We start from the raw sequence: 19,849 nt of genomic DNA, 5'->3' as shown, positions 1-19,849 counted from the left end.
GGCCCGCGCCGTCCAGCAGGTCGGCGATCGCGGCGCTGCGCGAGACCAGCATCGTGATCGCGGCGCTGATCGCCGCCGTGGTGTTCCGCGAGCGCCTCGGCCGGCTGCGGATGACGGCCGCGCTCACGGTGCCGGGCGGGATGGCCGTCCTGGAACTCGCCCGGCCCTGAACAGTGGGGCACGCGGGCCCTGCGGGGCGCGGGCGAGGTCCGGACGCGGTTGCTACGCGGCGTCGGGCACGACCACCGTCAGCGAAGTCTCCTGGAGCCGGAAGCCCAGCGACTCGTAGACCCGGCGGGCCGGATTGCCCTCGCTCACCACCAGGGTCATGTCGGGGAGCCCGCGCTCGGCGGCGTCGCCGAGCGACCAGCGCAGCAGGTCGGCGCCGAGGCCTCGGTAGCCGTGCTCCGGGTGGCGGAAGACGTCGGCGATCCACGGTCGGCCGTCACGGTCGGTGAGGATCAGCCCGGCGACCACCCGGTCCTCGGCGTCCACCGCGAGCACGCTGGACGGCAGCACCGGGCCGATCACCCTCCCGGCGAGCAGCGGGGCCAGGCGTTCGGCCAGCACCTGGGCGTCCTCGCCCGGGTAGTAGTCGACGTGGTCCGCCGGGAAGGCGGCCCGCCAGGCCTCGTACAGGTCCTCGGGCGAGCGGTCGCAGGGCACCGCCCGCAGGCCCTCGCGCAGCGGTGCCCCGGCCCAGTCGGCGGGCGGGGGATCGGCGTGCAGGTCGCGGTGGAAGGTGTGGGCGTGCCGCAGCACCCGCGCGCCGTGCGCCACCAGCTCCTGCCCGAGCTCCGGGGGGCCGGAGACCACCCAGCCGGGCAGCTCGGCCCGGATGTACCCGGCGGCGTCCACCGACTCGTCCAGGACCTCCAGCAGATCGGCCCAGGGCCGCCCCTCCCGCTCGTCCAGCAGGTAGCGCAGCACCGGCTCGCCGTCGGAATTCCGCCTGACCACCCAGTCCTCGGCCATGGCCCACCCCACAATCGTGTGATCGTCCGTCAGCGGCTCATGCTCACCGAGGTTCCCTCCGTGGGCAACCGGATTTCCAGGGGTGGGCGGACGGCCGTGGGCCGGGTCCGTCAGCCCACCACGGCCGCCCGCAGGCAGAGCACGTCCGGCAGGTGGGAGACCAGCAGCGACCAGCTCTCGCCCTCGTCGTGGCTGCCGTACACGTCGCCGGTCCGGTTGCCGAAGTAGATCCCGGCCGGGTCGGCGTCGTCGGTGCGCAGGGCGTCGCGCAGCACGATGCCGTAGTGGTCCTCGCCGGGCAGGCCCTCGGCGAGCTGCTCCCAGCTGGTGCCGCCGTCGGTGGTGCGGAAGACCCGGCAGCGGCGGCCGGGCGGGATGCGGTCGTCCGAGCCGCCGAGCGGGAAGAGGTACGCGGTGTCGCCCCGGCGCGGGTGGGCGGCCACGGCGAAGCCGAACTCGGCGGGCAGCCCGTCGGCGATCGAGTGCCAGCTGCCGCCCCAGTCGTCGCTGCGGTAGACGCCGCCGTGGTTCTGGAGGTAGAGCCGGTCCGGGTGGGCCGGGTCCGGGGCGATCTTGTGCACGCACTGGCCGAACTCGGGGTACTGGCTCTCCTCCGGGAAGAACTCGGCGCGCAGACCGGTGTTGGAGGGCTCCCAGCTGTCGCCGCCGTCCTTGCTGCGGTAGACGCCGCCGCTGGAGACGGCGACCAGCAGCCGCTGCGGGTCGCGCGGGTCGGTCAGGATGGTGTGCAGGCCCTGGCCGCCGTAGCCGGCGCCCCACTGCGGGCGCTGCGGATGGTTCCAGAGCGGCTCGACCAGGGCGAAGGACTCGCCGCCGTCGGTGGAGCGGAACAGCGCGGCCGGCTCGGTGCCGGCGTAGACGACGCCGGGGGCCTCCGGTCCGGCGGGCTGGAGCTGCCAGACCCGGGTGAGCGAGGCGCCGGTGGACTCGGGGAAGCGGATGGCCGACTGCGGGGCCTCGTCCCAGCTCGCTCCGAGGTCGTCCGAGCGCCAGAGCGCCGGGCCCCAGTGACTGCTGTCGGCCCCGGCGAGCAGTCTGGTCCGACCGTCGCGGCGGTCGATGGAGACGGAGTAGATCGCGTTCATCGGGAAGTGCGGCCCGCTGAACTCCCACGTCAGCCGGTCGCGGCTGCGGCCGAGAAAGAGGCCCTTCTCGGTTCCGACGGCCAACAGCACTTCGGTCATGCCTCACACCACCTGGGTCACGAGCACGGCCCCCCGGGAAGACCCCCGACTGCCAGTCTCACCCCGTCCACCGATGGTCACATCTCGCCGCGCCGTCACCCGGGAGGCCGACGGGAGCGCGGGGGCCGCCCCCGCGCTCACCCGCGCGCCCGACCCGGCGCGCACCCACGCCGGCCCGCCGACCCGCGCCCGCCCGCCGGGCCCGCGCTCACCCCCGGCAGCCCTCCAGCAGCCGCAGCCAGACCTCGCTGATCGTCGGGTACGAGGGCACCGCGTGCCAGAGCCGGTCGATCGGCACCTCGCCGACCACCGCGACGGTCGCCGAGTGGATCAGCTCGGCCACCCCGGGGCCGACCAGGCAGGCCCCGACGATCACCTCGCGGTCCAGGTCGAAGAGCACCCGGGCCCGGCCGCGGTAGTCGTCACCGTAGAGCGAGGCCCCGGCGACGGCGCCGATCTCGTGGTCGACGGTCCTCACCCGCAGTCCGGCCTCCTCGGCGGCGGCCAGGGTGAGGCCGACGGCGGCGACCTCCGGCTGGGTGAACACCACCTGGGGCGCACCCGCGAGGTCGGCGGACGCGGCGTGCGCGCCCCAGCGCGAGGTGTCCAGCGCGCGCCCCTGGGCGCGGGCGGCGATGGCCGCGCCGGTGATCCTCGCCTGGTACTTGCCCTGGTGGGTGAGCAGCGCCCGGTGGTTGACGTCCCCGACGGCGTAGAGCCACTCGCCGTCCACGCCGAGCACCGTGCAGCTGTCGTCCACGTCCATCCAGTCGCCCGGCTTCAGGCCGACCTGCTCCAGCCCGATGTCGGCGGTGCGCGGGGCCCGGCCGGTCGCGTACAGCACCTCGTCGGCGGCCAGCGTCCCGCCGTCGTCCAGGGTGAGGGTCACCGTGCCGTCGACCCGCTCCAGCGCGGTGACCTCGGTGCCGAAGCGGACGTCCACCCCGGCCGCCCGCAGGCCGTCGGTGACCAGCTCGCCGGCGAACGGCTCCATCCGCGGCAACAGGCCGTGACCGCGCACCAGCAGCACCACCTCGGAGCCGAGCGCCCGCCAGGCGGCGGCCATCTCCACCCCGACGACCCCGCCGCCGACCACCGCCAGCCGCCCGGGGACGGTCGGCGAGCCGGTCGCCTCCCGGTTGGTCCAGGGGTGGACGGTGGCGAGCCCGGGGACGTGCGCGGGCAGCACCGGGCGGCTGCCGGTGCACACCGCGACGGCGTGCCGGGCGGTGAGCACCCGCTCGCTGCCGTCCTCGGCCTCCACCGTCACCGTCCGCACCCCGGCCAGCCGGCCGTGGCCGCGGACCAGCTCGATGCCGGTGTCGCGCAGCCACTGGACCTGGCCGTCGTCCTTCCAATCCGAGGCGAAGGAGTTCCGCCGCGCCAGCACCGCCTCCGGGTCCAGCCGCCGGTCGCCGACCGCCTCCCGGGAGCCGGCCACGGCGTGGGCGTCGGCCAGCGCCGCCACCGGGCGCAGCAGCGCCTTGCTCGGCATGCAGGCCCAGTACGAGCACTCGCCGCCGACCAGTTCGGCCTCCACGATCACGGTGCGCAGCCCGGCGGCGACGGTCCGGTCGGCCACGTTCTCGCCGGTCGGGCCGGCCCCCAGGACGATGACGTCGTACTCCTCGGCGGTGCTGGTCATGCCCTGTCCTCCGTCGTCTCGATGGCCGCCCCGGCCCGCCGGGCGGGGGCGGCGGGTGTGCGCCCGCGGTGGTCGAACAGCCGGGCGCGCCCACGGGGGAGCGGGCCGCGGCCGCCTTCGGTCCCGTACCCGAGCCTGACCCGGACCGCCGCCGACGGCCACTTCTCGCGGCCCCCGCGCGGCCGGGTGACCGGCCCGCTGCCACGGGCCGGCCCGAACTCCGGCCCGGCGGCGGGCGGTTCGGTAAGGCTCGGCCGCGCGCGCATGGGCCCGTTCTCCGCTCGGATACGGCGTGGGCCCCATCCTGCCGAACCCGGCGGGTTCGCGCGACGGACGGGCCCGCCGAGGGCGCCGTCGGGACAGCGGTGGGCGCGGACGGGACAGCCCGCCGCCACCGGGGCCCAAGGGCATCGGGCTCAGAGCGCGGCGAGCTCCGCCAGCACCGCCGCCGTGTCGGTCGGGCGGGAGAACATCGGCCAGTGCCCGGTGGGCAGTTCGCGCAGCTCCCAGTTCGGCCCGGACAGCGCGGCGAAGAACGGGTGCCCGGCGGCGATCAGCTCCCGCACCTGGGCGAGCGGGTAGGAGCAGGAGACCAGCGCGTGGGGCAGGTGCTCCCCGGCGCCGGTCAGCCGCAGCCGGTCCCGGAACGCCTCGGCCGGCTCCGGGGTGGCGAACTCACGGACGTGGGCGAGGGCGGCCTCGTCCAGTCCGGCCACGCTCGAACCGTGCTCGGCCAGGAACTCCCAGGACGGCAAGGGGAGCCGGCCGTCCACCAGCGAGGCGTCCGCCAGCCGCTGGAAGTCCGGCTGCCAGAGCCCGTACACCGACGAGCCATCGGCCATCGGGCCGCTGTCCAGGTAGACCACCCGGCGGATCCGCTCCGGCATCCGGTCCGCGACCCCGCCCACCGGCGCGCTGGCGCCGCTGTGCGCGACCAGTACCACCTCCCGCAGGTCCTCCCTGACCAGCAGTTCGGCCAGGTCGGCGATGTGCTCCTCCAGCCCGAACTCGCCCTTTTCGCCCGCCCGTTCGCCCAATCCGGGCAGACTCACTGCATGGACGCGGTGCCCGGCCGCGCGCAGCGGGGCGGCCACCTCGTCCCAGGCCCAGGCGCCGAGCCAGAACCCGGGGACCAGTACGAACGTGCTCATGGCGGATCGCTCCTTCATCGGGGGGTGTCCGGGATATCCGGGATGTGTCGGAGAGGCAGGGGCCCGGGGCCCGGTGGGGCCTGCTCCACCGCCGACTCTAGGATCGAATCCGGACAGAAGTCGCCCGGATTTCCGGCGGACGGCGGAAGCGGCGCACGGAACACGGCACCGAGAGGAAGGCGCGCACGATGGAGCACCCGGTCAGCCGCGTCCTCGCCCTGCTGGAACTGCTCCAGGACCGCCCCGGCCTGACCGGCGCCGAACTGGCCGCCCGGCTCGACGTGGACGAGCGCACCGTCCGCCGTTACGCCGCCCGGCTGGCCGAGCTCGGCATCCCCGTGGAGGCCGAACGCGGCCGTTACGGCGGCTACCGCCTGCGGCCCGGCTACCGGCTGCCGCCGCTGATGCTCAACCCGGACGAGGCCGCCTCCGTGGTGCTCGGCCTGCTGGCCGGCCGCAGCTCCGGCCTGTCGGTGGGGGAGGGGGCCACCGAGACCGCGCTCGCCAAGATCCAGCGGGTGCTGCCCCCGCCGCTGCGCGACCGGGTCACCGCCGTCGAGCAGACCCTCGGCCTCACCGCCACCCCCGCCACCGGCCCCGGCCCGGCCGCCACCGCGCTGTTCACCCTGGCCGATGCGGCACGCCGGCGGCGCCGGGTGCGGCTCGGCTACCGGGACCGCGAGGACCGCCCCAGCGAGCGCGAGTTCGACCCGTACGGGCTGGTCTTCCACTCCGGGCGCTGGTACACCACCGGGCTCGACCACCGCAGCGGCGAGCCGCGCACCTTCCGGCTGGACCGGATCACCCGGGTCGAGCAGGGCGAGGCGGGATTCGAGCCGCCCGACGGCTTCGACCCGGTCCAGCACGTGGTGGAGTCACTGACCGGGGCGCCCTGGCGGCACCGGGTGGAGGTGGAGCTGGAGACCACCCTCACCGCGGCCCGCCGCCGACTGCCGCCCGCCGTCGGCACGCTCACCGAACTCGCCGGGGGCCGGGTGCTGCTGCGGGCCCGGGCGCAGAACCTGGACGGCGTCGCGGTGCTGCTGGCCGGCCTCGGGTGGCCGTTCACCGTCCGTGAGCCCGCCGCGCTGCGCGCCGAGGTGCGGGCCCTCGCGGCCCGGCTCGCCGCCTGGGGCGCGGAGCCGACCTGACGGGAGCCGGCCCGACGGGAGCCGACCTGACGGGAGGCGGCCTGACCGGCACCCGGGCATGCCGAAGGCCCGGGGAGGCGGTGCTCCCCGGGCCCAGGACGCTTCGGATCAGGCCTGGCCGCCGGCCGCCTGCTCCTCGGCGACCTTGCGCTTCACCTCGGCCATGTCCAGCCCGCGGGCCTGGCCGATCAGGTCCTCGAAGACCGCCTCCGGCAGCGCGCCGGGCTGCGAGAAGACGAGCACGCCCTCACGGACGATCGCCAGCGTCGGGATCGACTGGATGCCGAAGGCGGCGGCCAGCTCCTGCTGCGCCTCGGTGTCGACCTTGGCGAAGACCAGGTCCGAGTGGCGCTCGGCCGCCTTCTCGTACACCGGGGCGAACTGGCGGCACGGCCCGCACCACCCCGCCCAGAAGTCGATGAAGACGAAGTCCTTGCCCTCCGGGCCCGGGACGATGTCGTCGAAGTTCTCCTTGGTCAGCTCGACCGTGTTGCTCATCTCGTGATTCCTTCCCTTCCGGAGGTGGCGGCCAGGCCATGTAGCCGCCACAACCGTCCCGGTCGGCGGGGTATTCCGCACACTCCCGACGGCCTGGTTGAGCAGTCGGCGGCCGCCGTCCGTACGGGAGGGTGTCCGGTCCGTCCGACTCCTTCCCCCTGTGGGAGGCACCCTCCATGCGCAGCACACCCCGCATCACCCGCCGGAGCGTCGCGCTGACCGCGTCCGGCATCGCGGCGGCTGCCCTGATCGCCGGCTGCGGATCGTCCGGCGGCTCCTCAAGCCCGTCGAGCGGCAGTCCGAGCAGTCCGAGCAGCGCGAGCGTCACCCTGCAGACCGTCCAGGACCCGAAACTGGGCACCATCGTCACCGACAGCGCGGGTTTCACGCTGTACCGCTTCGACCAGGACGAGCACAACCCGCCGGAGTCGTACTGCAACGGCAGCTGCGCCACCATCTGGCCGCCCGAACACGCCACCGGCAACGTCACGGTCAAGGGCATCGACAGCAAGCTGGTCGGCACCGTCACCCGCGCCGACGGCACCAAGCAGGTCACCCTGAACGGCCGGCCGGCCTACCGCTACTCGCCGGACACCAAGCCGGGGGACACCAAGGGCCAGGGCGTCGGCGGCACCTGGTTCGCGCTGACCCCGAGCGGCGGCAAAGCGGGCGCGATGCCCGGCAGCCCCGGCTACTGATCCCTCGCCCAGGAGCCCCGGGTGCGCAACGATGAACTGGTGACCGAGGAGCACTCCGTCGGTCGCCCGGGCGGCCACCGTGCGGGGGCGCCGGACGAGGATCTGATGCGCGCCCTGTACCGGGAGCACGCCGGTCCGCTGTTCGGATTCGTGCTCCACCTGGTCGCCGGAGACCGGCAGCGGGCCGAGGACGTCGTGCAGGAGACGCTGCTCCGCGCCTGGCGCAACATCCACCGGCTCGACCCGGAGGCCGGTTCGCTGCGGCCCTGGCTGGTCACGGTCGCCCGGCGGATCGTGATCGACGGCCACCGCAGCGCGCTGGCCCGTCCGCGCGAGGTGGACGCGTCGGCGCTGGAACAGCTGCCCGCCGAGGACGAGATCGACCGGGCCCTGCGGATGATGACCGTCGCGGACGCGCTCGGGGACCTCTCGCCCGCGCACCGGGAGATCATCGTCGAGACCTACCTGAAGGGCCGCACGGCCAATGAGGCGGCCGCCGAACTCGGCATCCCGGCCGGGACGGTGCGCTCGCGGCTGTTCTACGCGCTGCGCTCGCTCAGGCTCGCGCTGGAGGAACGGGGAGTGACATCGTGACCGAACGCCCCGACCCGGTGCCCGGCGGGCCCCACGGCGCCCCGGAGCACACCGACGCCGGCGCGTACGTCCTCGGCCTGTTGGAGCCCGCCGAGCGCGCCACCTTCGAGCGCCACCTCGCCGACTGCCCTCAGTGCGCCCGTCAGGTGGCCGAACTCGGCGCAGTGGAGCCGTTGTTGGCCGAGTACGCGGCCTCCGCCCGGGCTGTCGGGGCGGACCCGGCCGGCCCGACCCCGCGGCCGGACCCGCGACTGCTGGACCGGCTGGTCGCCGAGGTCGGCGCCGCCCGGCACCGGGGCCGGGTGCGGCGGCTGGTGCTGGCCCTGGCCGCGACCGCGATGATGGCCGCCGGCCCCGCCGTCACCGTCGCGGTCCTCACCGCCGACAACACCCCCGCCGTGGTCGCCGTGGCCGAACAGTTCAGCGCCACCGACCCGGCCACCGGCGCCCACGCCACCGTCGGCCTGGACGGCACCACCTGGGGCACTCGGGTCAGCCTCCGACTCTCGGGAGTCGATGGACCGTTGACCTGCCGCCTGGTCGCCGTCTCGCGCACCGGCGAACAGCAGACGGTCACCACCTGGTCCGTCCCGGCGGGCGGCTACGGCGGCCGGGACGGCACGGTGCGCACCACCGGTGGCGCGGCGCTCCAGCCCGGGGACATCGACCACTTCGAGGTCCGGGTCCAGGACGGCGGCGCGCTACTCGTCGCGATCCCAGCGCACCACACCTGACGCCAGGCGGACCGTGGAGGACTCCAGCCGCTCCACCCGGGCCGCGCCCCGGACACCCGGCCGGCGCGGGCTCGGCTCGCCGCCGCCGGTCACGCCGGGGTCTCCAGGTCCAGCGCCCGCCCGAGCGCGGCGGTGAGGGCGGTCGCGTGCTCGGCCGGCCGCCACACCGCGGTGCCCACCTCGGCGGGCGTCAACTGCCCGTTCGGCGTGAGGTCGTACGGATCGCGGTGGCCCGTCGGCAGAGCGTGAACCCCTCGGGGGCGGAGATCCCCAGGGCCGGTCGCATCGACATCATCCGCCGGTCATTCCGACTGGGCCACCACCCTGACCAGCGGATTCGCCTCCCCTGAACGCGTTCGATCCCCTCAGGGGGTCGCCCCCGCCCCCGCTGGCCTGGTGTTCGCGGTGGGTGCGGCGCACCCTGGAGGAGTAACCGATGGAGGTGATCCGCCATGCAGACTCTGGTCGGTTGGCACATCGAGATGGAGTTCCGCGAAGAGGGGCCGCGGACCAGCGCCGCGGCGATGCTGCGGCTCGGCGACGGGAGCGAACTGCGAGCCCACGGCTACAGCAGCCGGCACCCCTCCGACCCGGAACAGCTGAGGGTCGGCGAGGAGATCGCGGGGGCTCGCGCGCTCAACGAGCTCGCCTCGCAGCTGCTCACCAAGGCCCACGGCGAGATCCAGGAGGTCAGCCCGGTCCCGACCCACCCGCTGTCCTGACCTCCTGCCCGCTGCCGTGAGCGGTGGCGTGAGCGCCGAGTGCCGGGGCCGCCCTCTTGCGCGGCCCCGGCACTCAACGCGGCGTGCCGATGGGTCAGTTGACGCTGTAGGTGGCCGGCGGATCCCACTCCGGCCCGACCAGCCGCTGCTCCAGCTCGCTCAGGGTGATCCTGATGCCCACCGTCCCGGACAGCCCGACCCGAAAACGGCTGCGGGCCAGCACGAGCAGCGCCGTCAGGCCGTACTTGTTGATCAGCGAGGTGCGGTAGCGCGCCGTGTCGTCGGGGCCGCAGAGCCTGGCCCGGGCGGGGACCATGCGGCCGGTGGGGCGTCCGTGGGCGTCACAGGGGCCGATCAGCACCCGGGGGTGGCGGCGGATCCGTTCGGCCTCGCCGGAGTGGGCCGGGGTCCAGACCCCGAGCGCGGTGCCGTCCGGCACCACCCAGAGCTGCGACTCCAGCCGGCTGCCGTCCTCGCCGAAGGTGGTGAGCAGCAGGTACCTGCTGTCGGCGAGCCGGTCGGTTCGGTGGTGCACCTGTCCTCCCTGTGCCGTCGGGGGGCGGGTCAGTGCCCGTGACCCTCGGTGATCTCGCGGAACTCCTCGGCGGTGGGCTTGGGGATCCGGCCGCCCTCGCCGTGGAAGCCGCGGGAGAGCCGGGTCCGGGTGCGGGCGAGCGCCCCCGCCGGGCGGGCCACTCCATTCTCGTCCACCGGGGCGGGCAGTTCGAGGGGGCGGGGCTGTTCGTGCGCCGTGAGCCGGTGCAGTTCCGCCGGCGAGAGCCGGGCGTGCACCTCGGTGAACTCACCGTGCGGCAGGCGCTTGATGACACCGGTCTCGCGCCCGTGCAGCACCTTGTCGCGGTCCCGGCGCTGGAGGCCCAGGCACCAACGCTTGGTGACGGTGAAGACGGTCACCGGCACGGCGAAGAAGCCGACCCGGGCGGCGTAGGTGATGGAGTCGAGCGACAGGTGCAGATGGGTGGCGATGAGGTCGTTGCCGCCGGCCGCCAGCGCCACCAGGTACAGGCTGATCCAGGCGGCGCCGAGCGCGGTACGGACGGGTGCGTTGCGGGGCCGGTCGAGCAGGTGGTGCTCCCGCCGGTCGTCGGTCAGCCGGCCCTCCACGAACGGGTGGACCGCGATGGCGCCCAGGACCAGCGGGAACAGCGCGAACGGGATGAGCACTCCGAGGTTGAGGGTGTGGCCCCACAGCCCGATCTCCCAGCCGGGCATGATCCGGATCAGCCCCTCGGCGAAGCCCATGTACCAGTCCGGTTGGGCGTCGGTGGAGACCTGGTCCGAACGGTACGGGCCGTACGCCCAGATCGGGTTCACGGTCGCGATCGCCGCCACCAGCGCGATGACGCCGAAGACCAGGAAGAAGAACCCGCCGGCCTTGGCCAGGTAGACCGGCATCAGCGGCATGCCGACGACGTTCTTCTCGGTCCTGCCCGGCCCGGCCCACTGGGTGTGCTTGTGGTGGAAGACCAGGATCAGGTGCGCCACCAGGAGCCCCAGCATGATGCCGGGGATCAGCAGCACGTGGAGGGTGAAGAACCGCGGCACGATGTCGTGGCCGGGGAACTCGCCGCCGAACAGGAACATCTGGATGTACGTGCCGATCAGCGGGACGGCCAGGATCGAGCCCTCGATGAACCGGATGCCGGTGCCGGAGAGCAGGTCGTCCGGCAGCGAGTAGCCGAAGAAGCCGTCCAGCATGCCGAGGAAGAGCAGCAGGAAGCCGAAGACCCAGTTGATCTCGCGGGGCTTGCGGAACGCGCCGGTGAAGAACACCCGCATCATGTGGACGAACATGGCCGCGACGAAGACGATCGCCGCCCAGTGGTGGATCTGCCGGATCAGCAGGCCGCCGCGCACCTCGAAGCTGATGTCCACGGTGGAGGCGTAGGCCTCCGACATCGGCACGCCCCGGAGCGGCGCGTACGAGCCGGCGTAGACCACCTCGCCCATGCCGGGCTTGAAGAACAGCGTCAGCCAGACGCCGGTCAGGATGATGATCACGAAGGTGTAGAGGCAGATCTCGCCCACCATGAAGGACCAGTGGTCCGGGAAGATCTTCCGCAGGTTCGCCCTGGCCAGGGTGTAGATCCCCAGCCGGCCGTCCGCCCAGTCGGCGGTTCGCCGCCCCCGTCCTGGGCTCTGATTCCGGGTCATGTGCACGCACCTCGTCCCAAGGAAACGGGGATGAGTCCCCGATTCGCGCTGGAGTCACCATAATCGGGGAGTGATCCCCGTTTCCACCCCGGGGGTCCTTCTCCCCGGAGCCCGGGAACGGAAGCGGCCCGTCCGGTGCCGTGAAGACACCGGACGGGCCGCGAAACACACCCGAGTGGACGGAAGCCCCCTGGGGCCCGAGGTCAGTGCACCAGCACCGGCACCTCGTTCTCCGCCGCCGAGCCCTGCGCCGAGCCCGGCGTGGCACCGGGCCGGCCGGCGTTGACGAAGGTGAAGGCGACCGCGGCCGCCGCCACCAGGATGCCGAAGGACACCCAGATCGCGGTCGAGAAGCCGTGCACCAGGCCCTGGGCCTGGAACGCCTTGGCGGCCTCCGGCGAGGTGGCCGAGGCGATGGCGTGCGAGGTCAGCCAGCTGGTGGTGGCGCTGGCCGCGATGGTGTTCAGCAGCGCGGTGCCGATGGCGCCGCCGACCTGCTGCGAGGTGTTGACCATCGCCGAGGCCACACCCGCGTCCCGCGGCTGGACGCCGTGGGTGGCGAGGCTCATGGCCGGCATGAACGCGGTGCCCATGCCGAGGCCCATCAGCACCAGGCCGGGCAGGATCAGCGCCGGGTAGGAGGTGTCCAGGCCGATGTGGGTCAGCAGGAACATGCCCACCGAGGCGACCAGGAAGCCGGGCGTCATCAGGTACCGGGCCGGGACCTTGGTCATCAGCCGGGCGCCGATCTGGGTCGAGCCGGTGATCATGCCCGCCACCATCGGCAGGAAGGCCACACCGGTCAGCACCGGGCTGTAATCGAGCACGATCTGGAGGTAGTAGGTCAGGAAGAGGAACAGACCGAACATGCCGATCACGGCCATGCCCAGCGACAGGTACACCCCGCCCCGGTTGCGGTCGAGCAGCACCCGCAGCGGCAGCAGCGGGGCCTTGACGAAGGACTCCACCGCCACGAAGGCGGCCAGCAGCACGGCGGCCGCGGCGAACAGCCCCAGAGTGCTGGCGGCTGACCAGCCGTCGGACTCGGCGCGGGTGAAGCCGTAGACCAGCGAGACCAGGCCGGTGGTCACCAGCAGCACGCCGGGGATGTCCAGCCGGTTGCGGTTGCGGCCCCCGGCGGGCTCGCGGATCACCAGCACCGCGCCGGCGGTGGCCACGACGGCGAACGGGATGTTGACGAAGAAGGTCCAGCGCCAGTTCAGGTACTCGGTGAGCAGGCCGCCGAGGATCAGACCGATGGCGCCACCGCCACCGGCGATCGCACCGTAGATGCCGAAGGCCTTGGCGCGTTCCTTGGCCTCGGTGAAGGTCACCGCGAGCAGCGACAGCGCGGCCGGCGCGAGCAGCGCGCCGAACACGCCCTGGAGCGCGCGGGCGCCGAGCAGCATCGCGGTGTTGGCCGCGGCGCCGCCGAGCGCGGAGGCGAGCGCGAAGCCGACGAGGCCGACGGTGAAGGCCCGCTTGCGGCCCCAGAGGTCCGCGATCCGGCCGCCGAACAGCAGCAGGCCGCCGAAGGCCAGCGCGTAGGCGGTGATCACCCACTGGCGGTTGCCGTCCGAGATGCCCAGGTCCCGCTGGGCGGAGGGCAGGGCGATGTTCACGATGGTCGCGTCGAGCACGACCATCAGTTGGGCGAGGCCGATGAATATCAGCGCCTTCCAGCGCCGGGGATCGGGCAGGGTCGCCGGTCGGGCGTCGGCTTGAGGCATGGGGGTACTCACTTCACGGTGCTTGTGGGTGTGCGTGAACGGTCGACTGCCGTACGGCAAAGGAAGATTGACGTACGGTCAGGCGAGTCGGCGGCATGCGGCGAGGGCGCGGCAGGGCGCCGCCGGACGGCCGGTGGTGGTCGGTGGTGGGTCGGTCAGTTCTCGGTCTGAAGGTCCTCGAAGGTCGCGGCCCGGCCGGGCAGCGCCGAAGGCGCCGGCGCGCGCAGGCCGTCCAGGAAGATCTGGAGGTGCCGGTGGACGAACTCGTCGTGCAGTCGGCACGAGGTGTGCGGAAGTGGGCGGGTCAGCTGGCTCATCGCGATGAACAGGTCACCGGAATCGACGTCCGGCCGCAGCTCGCCCGCGGCCTGGGCGCGCTCCATCAGCCCGCTGACAGCGGACCTCAGGCGCTCCCTGACCTCGGCCAACTCCGGGTCGGACGAGGAGAGATGGCTGCTGAACAGGGCGCAGAGGCCGCCGACCTTCTCCTCGACGGACGCGTGCGCGAACTGCTGGAGGGCGTCGAACGGGCCGCTGCCGTCCGGGAGTTCCGCTTCCGCCGCAGCCGTCTCGGCGCGGGTCAGGACGCGGTTCTTCACGAGCAGCACCACCTCGTGGATCAGCGCCCGCCGGTCCGGGAAGTTCCGGTACAGCGTGGCATTGCCGACCCCCGCCCGCTTCGCGATCTCGTCCAGCGGCGCATCCGCACCGTACTCGACGAACGCGTCCCGGGCCGCCAACACGATTCGCTCCCGGTTCCGACTGGCGTCCGCACGCAACTTCGGCGTACGCGCGCTCCCCGCGGAACGGGCCGGCTCGGTGGCGGTGGTCACGACGACTGCTCCTCATCAGGATCCGGGGAAATTCTCCCCGCTTCATCCAACGTACTCCGAAACGGGGAATCCGTCCCCGGAATTTCCGCCCGCCATGTGACCTGCGTCATGTCGGGCGGATCGCTCCGCGGCCGAGCGCCCCGCCACCGTCCCCTTCGGCAAGACCGTCCGGCTGCCCGACCCGGTGGGGATCTCCCTGGACACCGGAGCGCTGAAGAACTGGGTGCGCTGATCCCGGGCATGGCTTCCCCGGGGTGGTGCGGGTGGCCGCCTAGGCTGTGGGCGTCCCGGGCGGCCGGTGGGCCGTCGGAGTCGGGAGGGGCCCGGCGGTCGGGCGGGTAGGAGGAGGTTCGCGATGGGCAGCGGTGAGGCGGCCGCCAGGGTGCGCTGCGTGGCGGCCGTTCCGTGCTGGGTGAGCCTGATGGCCCGGGACCTGGAGGACGCCAAGAAGTTCTACGGGCCGCTGCTGGGCTGGGAGTTCGAGCCGAGCCCGGACCGCTTCGGGCCCTATGTGCACGCGGTGACCGGCGGCGAGGCGGTGGCCGGGCTGGGCGTCGTCGGCGGTGGCGCGATCCCGCTCGCGTGGACCAGCTACTTCGGGACGGAGAGCGCCGACGCGGCCGCCGACGCGGTGCGGGAGCGCGGCGCGACGCTCGCGGTCGGCCCGCTGGCCTTCGACGCCGGGCGGATCGCCATCGCGGCGGACCCGGCGGGCGCGGCCTTCGGTATCTGGGAGGGCCGCCCGGGTCGGGCCCGGAAGCTGGACGTGCCCGGGGCGCCGGTCTGGATCGAGCTGCGCACCCCGGACCCGTTCGCGGCGGCGCTGTTCTACGGCGAGGTGTTCCGCTGGGACGGCCGTGACCCGGAGCGCTTCGACGTCCGCTGGGAGCACGACCGGGTGGTGCTGCGCGCCGAGGGGCACAGCGTCGCGGCGCTGGCCAAGGAGCAGGCGGGCGGCCCGGCCGGGATGCCGCCGCACTGGGAGGTGTCCTTCGCCGTCCCGGACACCGACCGGGCGCTGGCCCTGGCCGTGGAGCTGGGCGGCGGGGCGGTCGGACCGGCCTTCGACTCCCCGTACGGGCGGGTGGCCCGGCTGCGGGACCGCGACGGCGCCCGGTTCGCGGTGATCAGCCCGAAGGGCTGAGTCGACCGGAGGGCTGGTCAACCCGGCAGGTCGACTCGACCCGGAGGGCTGGTCAACCCGAAGGGCCGACCCAACCCGAAGGACTGATCACCCCGAGGCGTCCAGTTCCGCCCGCTCCGCCCGCAGCCGGTCGCCCAGCGCGGCCCGGGCGGCCGCCGGCAGGGCCTTGCGGGCGGCCGGGAACAGCTGCTTCTCCTCGCTGCGCAGGTGCCGGCGCAGGGTTTCGGCGAGGCCGCGCAGCAGGGTGTCGAAGGCCGGGTCGTCCGGCTGGAGCCCCTGGAGGTCGGCGAGGTACTGCCCGATCACCAGGTGGTCGGTGATGCTGCCGAACACCAGGGCCCCGCCGTCGGGCACGTCGTGCTGCACCACCGGGAAGAGGTGCTCCTCCTCGTCGGCGCAGTGGGTGAAGAGCAGGTCGGTCAGTCGGGACAGCAGCTCGACGCGCCCGGGGGCGCCGACCGGTGCGGCCTCGATCCGGTCGAGCAGCTCGACGGCCGCCCGGTGGTCGGCGGTGAACTCGCCGAGGATGTCCGGCCTGCGGCTCATGGCCCGTCCGCCTCTCGCACGGATGACTGCCCCCGCCGCTTTCCAGTATCCGGCGTCGGTCCGCCCGTCCGGGAGGAGCCAGAGGGACATGCCCGGTCACCCCCCGTCCCGTCGCCCGGTGAGGGCGAGCAGCCGGGTCTGCGGGCCGGCGTCCGCGGGCACCGGCACCGGAGGGTCGAAGAGCCCGCTGCCGGAGAGGTCCCCGTAGCCGGAGAACTGGCCGAGCGCGAACTCGACGAGTTCGGCCGGGAGGCGGGTGAGCCGTCCGATGCCCTCGGCGAGGTCCCAGGAGTGGATCACCAGGTCGGTGGTGAGCTGGTCCAGGTAGTACTGGCCCGAGGTGTCCGCGAAGGAGAGGTGGACGGTCAGCTCGGTGGCGCCGGGGACGGCCCAGGCCTCCCGGGCGGCGTCGGCGGCGTCGGTCCAGGCGGTGACCGGGTCCGCGCCGCACACGTCACCGTCGAAGCGCCCGCCGACCTCGCCGATGGTGGCGCCCATCAGCAGCTCGGGCACCCAGAGCTGCTCGCCGGTGAGGTGGTTGACCAGGTCGCGGACGGACCAGTCGGCGCACGGGGTGGGGGAGTCCCACTGGTCGGGGGTGACCAGCCGGACCCGCTCGCCGAAGGCGGCCAGCGCCTCGGCGTACGGGGTGCCGTTCCATGCCGCCTGTTGGGGTTGCCTGCGGTGAGCCATGCCTCCACCCTCCCCGCCCCGTGCGGGGCCCGCGAGTCGCCGACTGGCCGTCAGTTGTTCAAATTCGAACTTCGGGGTACGGTCGGAAGAGCGGCGGTTCAAATTTGAACAATGGCCTCGGGTGACGACCCGCGCCCGCCGTACCACCACATTCCCTGACCGCGCCCGGTCGGCTGTACGGCCCCGCCGGGCGACGACCGAACCCCGATCGATGGAGACGCGCATGCCGAGCAGCAGCCCGAGCACGACCGCCGCCACCACCAACGTCAGCCCGGCCCGAGGAATCTCCGGGCCCGCGGAGACCTCCCCGCACGCCTATGACGCCGGACTCCTGCTCCTGCGCCTGGTCCTCGGCCTGACCATGGCCGCGCACGGCAGCCAGAAGCTGTTCGGCTGGTTCGGCGGTGGCGGGATCGACGGCACCGGTCAGTTCTTCACCATGAGCGGCTACCCGGCCGGCCACGCCATGGCCGTGGTCGCCGGTCTCACCGAGCTGCTGGGCGGACTGGGCCTCGCCGTCGGCCTGTTGACCCCGCTGGCGGGCGCCGCGATCGTCGGCACGATGGTCAACGCGATCGCCGTCACCTGGGGCGGTGGCTTCTTCGCCCCGAAGGGCAGCGAGTACGAGCTGCTGCTCACCGCCGGCGCCGCCGCGCTCGCCCTGACCGGCCCCGGCCGCTACGCCGTGGACCGCTTCCTCCCGGTGCTGCGGGCGCACCGCCTGGCGTACGGCGCGGCCGCCGTCGTGGTCGGCCTGGTGACCGCGGGTGTGATCCTGCTGCTCCGCAAGTAGCCGTCCCCGCCGGGTCGTTGAGGATCCGGCGAGGCTGATGCCGAGAGGCCGTGGTGGCGAACCGTCACCACGGCCTCCTTCCGTTTTCCCCGCAATCCGCGCACAGCGCCCAGGGTTCCCAAGGCCGTGTGAGGTGTGCCATGGTACATGTCACATCCCCCACCGTGTTCACGGCGGACCCGCCCCCATGCGGCGCCGCCGCCAACGGTCCTCGACACCCCCACCGGCCGCGCCCCAACTCGCGGCCGACGACGGCCCGGAGGCCCTCACGTGAGCCCTTCCCGTCTGCTGCGATCCCCGCAGCCGGCACGCTTGTTGACGCTGCTGCTCTCCCTGCTCCTGGCGGTCGGCCTGTTCGCCCCGCAGAGCCAGGCCGCTCCCGCCGCCACCGGCAACGCGCCCACCCCCGGCGCCCCCGCCGGGCCGGCTCCGCAACCCGCGATCGGCGCCGCCACCCAACTCGCCGACGGCGCACGGCAGTCGGCCTCCGTCGACCGGCGCGCCCCGCTGCCGCTGGACACCCGGCCGGCCGAGGTCCGGCAGGCCGACAAGCCCCACGGCCTCGGTACGGCGGCCCAACAGGCCTGCAACACCGGCGACTTCACCGGCCGGACCGGCAACGACCTGGTCCAGCACGTCAAGGCCGCCGACATCGACTGCATCAACAGCCTGTTCCAGCTCACCGGCGGCGACGCGCGCGGCGCGTTCCGCGAGGAGCAGATGACCACGGTGGCGTACGCGCTGCGCGACGCGGCGGGCAGCTACCCGGGCGACAACTCCACCTCCGTCGAGCAGTTGGTGCTGTTCCTGCGCGCCGGCTACTTCGTGCAGTGGTACCACCCGGGTGACGTCGGCACGTACGGCACCACCCTCCAGACCGCGATCCGCTCCGGGCTGGACGCGTTCTTCGCCGCCGCGCACTCGCGCGACGTCAGCTCGGGCAACGCGCCGATCCTGGGCGAGGCCGTCACCCTGGTCGACAGCGCGCAGGAGAACACCCGCTACCTGCCGGTGGTCAAGCGGCTGCTGACCGACTACACCAGCTCCACCTGGAACCCGGCCGGCATGGCCTGGGGCCTCAACCCGGTGTTCACCGTGCTGTTCCGCGGCCACCAGGTGCCCGGCTTCGACGCGGCCGTCGAGGCCGACCCGAGCGTGCTGGACGCGCTGTCGGGCTTCGCCGTCCGCAACAATGACCTGCTCGGCGGCGACTACGGGGTGCTGGTCTACAACGCGGCCAAGGAGCTGACCCGCTTCCTGAAGGACACCGCGCTCCAGGCCAAGGTCCGTCCGCTCGCCAAGGCGCTGGTGGCGGCGTCGGCGCCGAACGGCCGCACGGTCTTCCAGTGGGCCGCGGTCGCCGAGGCGGTCGGCTACTACGACGCCGGCAACTGCTCGTACTACGGCACCTGCAACGCCGCCGACCAGCTCAAGGCCGGTGTGCTGACCGTGAACTACACCTGTAGCGCGAGCATCAAGCTGATCGCCCAGGCGCTGGACGGCACCCGGCTGGGCACCGCCTGCACCAGCCTGACCGGGCAGGACGCGTTCTTCCACACGGTGGCCAAGGACAGCGGCCCGGTCAAGGACGACCACAACGGCACGATCGAGGTCGTGGTCTTCCACTCCTCGCTCGACTACCAGGTGCTGGCCGCCGCGATCTACGGCATCGACACCAACAACGGCGGCATGTACCTGGAGGGCAACCCGGCCGCGGTCGGCAACCAGCCGCGCTTCCTCTGCTACGAGGCCGAGTGGGCCCGTCCGTCGTTCGAGATCTGGAACCTCAACCACGAGTACACCCACTACCTCGACGGCCGGTTCGACATGTACGGCGACTTCGACGCCGGCATGACCACCCCGACCGTCTGGTGGGTCGAGGGCTTCGCCGAGTACGTCTCCTACTCGTACCGCAGGGTGACCGACGACGGCGCCATCGCGGCGGCCGGGCAGCACACCTACAAGCTGAGCGACCTCTTCGACACCGGCTACGGCGACCAGGACCGGGTCTACCGTTGGGGCTACCTCGCCGTCCGCTACATGCTGGAGCAGCACCGCTCCGACGTGGACGCCGTTCTCGCCAAGTACCGGACGGGGGACTGGGCGGGCGCCCGAACCCTGCTGAAGACCACCATCGGCACCCGCTACGACGTCGACTTCGACAGCTGGCTGACCGCCTGCGCCAGCGGTGCCTGCGCCGGCACCCCGACCGTCCCGCAGGTGCCCGAGTGCACCGCCGCCGACACCCGGCAGCTGGACGCCAACTGTGCCCGCAGCAACGTCGCGGCCGCCACGGGCAACTACGCGCACTTCTACCTCCTGGTGCCGGCCGGCACCAAGCAGGTGAAGGTCACCACCAGCGGCGGCACCGGCAACGGTGACCTCTACTACAACCCGACCGGCTGGGCGTACACCACCGGCTACACCGCGCGCTCGGCGGGCCCGGACAACTCCGAGATGCTGACCGTCACCGACCCGCCGGCCGGCTACGTCTACTTCAGCCTCTACGCCCAGCAGGGCTTCAGCGGGGTGAGCGTCACGAGCACCATGTGAGCCGACCCC

19 protein-coding genes are annotated in these 19,849 nt (G+C 73.4%); 8 read left to right on the top strand and 11 right to left on the bottom strand.

The features are described from left to right. Nucleotides 1-222: 222 nt before the first annotated feature. From QWJ13_RS03670 to QWJ13_RS03655, 4 genes are all read right to left on the bottom strand, one after another. Nucleotides 223-975: a GNAT family N-acetyltransferase gene (locus tag QWJ13_RS03670; RefSeq protein ID WP_316520429.1), complete on the bottom strand. Its 753-nt coding sequence runs from the start codon at nt 973-975 to the stop codon at nt 223-225. Nucleotides 976-1,085: 110 nt separating this feature from the next. Beyond that, nucleotides 1,086-2,180 carry a WD40/YVTN/BNR-like repeat-containing protein gene (locus QWJ13_RS03665; RefSeq protein WP_316520428.1) on the bottom strand — a complete coding sequence of 365 codons (1,095 nt, stop codon included), beginning with the start codon at nt 2,178-2,180 and terminating at the stop codon, nt 1,086-1,088. 208 nt (nt 2,181-2,388) lie between these two features. Next, entirely contained in the window at nt 2,389-3,825 is a 1,437-nt protein-coding gene (locus QWJ13_RS03660) for a dihydrolipoyl dehydrogenase family protein (protein ID WP_316520426.1), read from the bottom strand. Between the two features lie 416 nt (nt 3,826-4,241). Then, nucleotides 4,242-4,976: an alpha/beta fold hydrolase gene (locus QWJ13_RS03655; RefSeq protein WP_316520425.1), complete on the bottom strand. Its 735-nt coding sequence runs from the start codon at nt 4,974-4,976 to the stop codon at nt 4,242-4,244. A gap of 188 nt (nt 4,977-5,164) precedes the next feature. On the opposite strand from QWJ13_RS03655, the gene QWJ13_RS03650 reads away from it, so the two are divergent. Beyond that, the gene (locus tag QWJ13_RS03650; protein ID WP_316520423.1) at nt 5,165-6,127 is read left to right on the top strand and encodes a helix-turn-helix transcriptional regulator; all 963 of its coding nucleotides are present in this window, start codon (nt 5,165-5,167) and stop codon (nt 6,125-6,127) included. Between the two features lie 108 nt (nt 6,128-6,235). On the opposite strand, the gene QWJ13_RS03645 is transcribed toward QWJ13_RS03650, so the two are convergent. Continuing rightward, entirely contained in the window at nt 6,236-6,676 is a 441-nt protein-coding gene (locus tag QWJ13_RS03645; RefSeq protein WP_349256125.1) for a thioredoxin family protein, read from the bottom strand. 125 nt (nt 6,677-6,801) lie between these two features. Between QWJ13_RS03645 and QWJ13_RS03640 the strand changes: the two genes are divergently transcribed. From QWJ13_RS03640 to QWJ13_RS03625, 4 genes are all read left to right on the top strand, one after another. Then, on the top strand, nt 6,802-7,323 hold the full coding sequence (locus QWJ13_RS03640) for a hypothetical protein (protein WP_316520421.1): 522 nt from the start codon (nt 6,802-6,804) through the stop codon (nt 7,321-7,323). Between the two features lie 21 nt (nt 7,324-7,344). After that, complete coding sequence (locus QWJ13_RS03635; protein WP_432277417.1) at nt 7,345-7,917, top strand: sigma-70 family RNA polymerase sigma factor; 573 nt, start codon at nt 7,345-7,347, stop codon at nt 7,915-7,917. Beyond that, entirely contained in the window at nt 7,914-8,651 is a 738-nt protein-coding gene (locus QWJ13_RS03630) for a zf-HC2 domain-containing protein (RefSeq protein ID WP_316520419.1), read from the top strand. Before QWJ13_RS03635 ends, QWJ13_RS03630 begins: the two co-directional genes overlap by 4 nt. 452 nt (nt 8,652-9,103) lie before the next feature. After that, nucleotides 9,104-9,373 carry a DUF1876 domain-containing protein gene (locus QWJ13_RS03625; RefSeq protein ID WP_316520418.1) on the top strand — a complete coding sequence of 90 codons (270 nt, stop codon included), beginning with the start codon at nt 9,104-9,106 and terminating at the stop codon, nt 9,371-9,373. Nucleotides 9,374-9,467: 94 nt separating this feature from the next. Here QWJ13_RS03625 and QWJ13_RS03620 read toward each other — a convergent pair whose 3' ends face one another. The 4 genes from QWJ13_RS03620 to QWJ13_RS03605 all read right to left on the bottom strand — a co-directional run bounded on the left by QWJ13_RS03620 (nt 9,468) and on the right by QWJ13_RS03605 (nt 14,111). Next, a complete protein-coding gene (locus QWJ13_RS03620; RefSeq protein ID WP_316520416.1) occupies nt 9,468-9,908 on the bottom strand; it encodes a PPOX class F420-dependent oxidoreductase in 441 nt (146 codons plus the stop codon). A 29-nt stretch (nt 9,909-9,937) separates the two neighbouring features. Then, the gene (gene qcrB, locus QWJ13_RS03615; protein ID WP_316520415.1) at nt 9,938-11,548 is read right to left on the bottom strand and encodes a cytochrome bc1 complex cytochrome b subunit; all 1,611 of its coding nucleotides are present in this window, start codon (nt 11,546-11,548) and stop codon (nt 9,938-9,940) included. A gap of 203 nt (nt 11,549-11,751) precedes the next feature. After that, nucleotides 11,752-13,278, bottom strand: a complete 1,527-nt coding sequence (locus tag QWJ13_RS03610) for an MFS transporter (RefSeq protein ID WP_316520414.1) — start codon at nt 13,276-13,278, stop codon at nt 11,752-11,754. A 155-nt stretch (nt 13,279-13,433) separates the two neighbouring features. Continuing rightward, nucleotides 13,434-14,111 (bottom strand): TetR/AcrR family transcriptional regulator, encoded by a 678-nt coding sequence (locus QWJ13_RS03605; RefSeq protein WP_316520413.1) that lies wholly within the window; start codon nt 14,109-14,111, stop codon nt 13,434-13,436. Nucleotides 14,112-14,466: 355 nt separating this feature from the next. On the opposite strand from QWJ13_RS03605, the gene QWJ13_RS03600 reads away from it, so the two are divergent. Beyond that, nucleotides 14,467-15,255, top strand: a complete 789-nt coding sequence (locus tag QWJ13_RS03600) for a VOC family protein (protein WP_316520412.1) — start codon at nt 14,467-14,469, stop codon at nt 15,253-15,255. Between the two features lie 87 nt (nt 15,256-15,342). Here the strand turns inward: QWJ13_RS03600 and QWJ13_RS03595 are convergent, their stop codons facing one another. Then, nucleotides 15,343-15,801 carry a hemerythrin domain-containing protein gene (locus QWJ13_RS03595; protein ID WP_316520411.1) on the bottom strand — a complete coding sequence of 153 codons (459 nt, stop codon included), beginning with the start codon at nt 15,799-15,801 and terminating at the stop codon, nt 15,343-15,345. Nucleotides 15,802-15,897: 96 nt separating this feature from the next. Next, nucleotides 15,898-16,494: a TIGR03086 family metal-binding protein gene (locus QWJ13_RS03590; protein WP_316520409.1), complete on the bottom strand. Its 597-nt coding sequence runs from the start codon at nt 16,492-16,494 to the stop codon at nt 15,898-15,900. Nucleotides 16,495-16,717: 223 nt separating this feature from the next. Between QWJ13_RS03590 and QWJ13_RS03585 the strand changes: the two genes are divergently transcribed. Further along, entirely contained in the window at nt 16,718-17,287 is a 570-nt protein-coding gene (locus tag QWJ13_RS03585) for a DoxX family membrane protein (protein ID WP_316520407.1), read from the top strand. 270 nt (nt 17,288-17,557) lie between these two features. Further along, the gene (locus QWJ13_RS03580; RefSeq protein WP_316520406.1) at nt 17,558-19,840 is read left to right on the top strand and encodes a M9 family metallopeptidase; all 2,283 of its coding nucleotides are present in this window, start codon (nt 17,558-17,560) and stop codon (nt 19,838-19,840) included. The last annotated feature ends 9 nt before the right edge of the window (nt 19,841-19,849 follow it).

The sequence above is a fragment of the Kitasatospora brasiliensis genome (genome assembly GCF_032654805.1).
In the GTDB taxonomy this organism is placed as follows: Bacteria; Actinomycetota; Actinomycetes; order Streptomycetales; family Streptomycetaceae; genus Kitasatospora; species Kitasatospora brasiliensis.
The sequence above is the reverse complement of the archived record's forward strand: the minus strand, read 5'-3'. Positions and strand labels throughout refer to the sequence as shown.

Coding starts and splice junctions, on each gene's coding strand:
- qcrB (WP_316520415.1), bottom strand. CDS start 11,548: ATGACCCGGAATCAGAGCCCAGGACGGGGGCGGCGAACCGCCGACTGG.
- QWJ13_RS03610 (WP_316520414.1), bottom strand. CDS start 13,278: ATGCCTCAAGCCGACGCCCGACCGGCGACCCTGCCCGATCCCCGGCGC.
- QWJ13_RS03595 (WP_316520411.1), bottom strand. CDS start 15,801: ATGAGCCGCAGGCCGGACATCCTCGGCGAGTTCACCGCCGACCACCGG.
- QWJ13_RS03660 (WP_316520426.1), bottom strand. CDS start 3,825: ATGACCAGCACCGCCGAGGAGTACGACGTCATCGTCCTGGGGGCCGGC.
- QWJ13_RS03590 (WP_316520409.1), bottom strand. CDS start 16,494: ATGGCTCACCGCAGGCAACCCCAACAGGCGGCATGGAACGGCACCCCG.
- QWJ13_RS03585 (WP_316520407.1), top strand. CDS start 16,718: ATGCCGAGCAGCAGCCCGAGCACGACCGCCGCCACCACCAACGTCAGC.
- QWJ13_RS03665 (WP_316520428.1), bottom strand. CDS start 2,180: ATGACCGAAGTGCTGTTGGCCGTCGGAACCGAGAAGGGCCTCTTTCTC.
- QWJ13_RS03650 (WP_316520423.1), top strand. CDS start 5,165: ATGGAGCACCCGGTCAGCCGCGTCCTCGCCCTGCTGGAACTGCTCCAG.
- QWJ13_RS03600 (WP_316520412.1), top strand. CDS start 14,467: ATGGGCAGCGGTGAGGCGGCCGCCAGGGTGCGCTGCGTGGCGGCCGTT.
- QWJ13_RS03670 (WP_316520429.1), bottom strand. CDS start 975: ATGGCCGAGGACTGGGTGGTCAGGCGGAATTCCGACGGCGAGCCGGTG.
- QWJ13_RS03625 (WP_316520418.1), top strand. CDS start 9,104: ATGCAGACTCTGGTCGGTTGGCACATCGAGATGGAGTTCCGCGAAGAG.
- QWJ13_RS03655 (WP_316520425.1), bottom strand. CDS start 4,976: ATGAGCACGTTCGTACTGGTCCCCGGGTTCTGGCTCGGCGCCTGGGCC.
- QWJ13_RS03640 (WP_316520421.1), top strand. CDS start 6,802: ATGCGCAGCACACCCCGCATCACCCGCCGGAGCGTCGCGCTGACCGCG.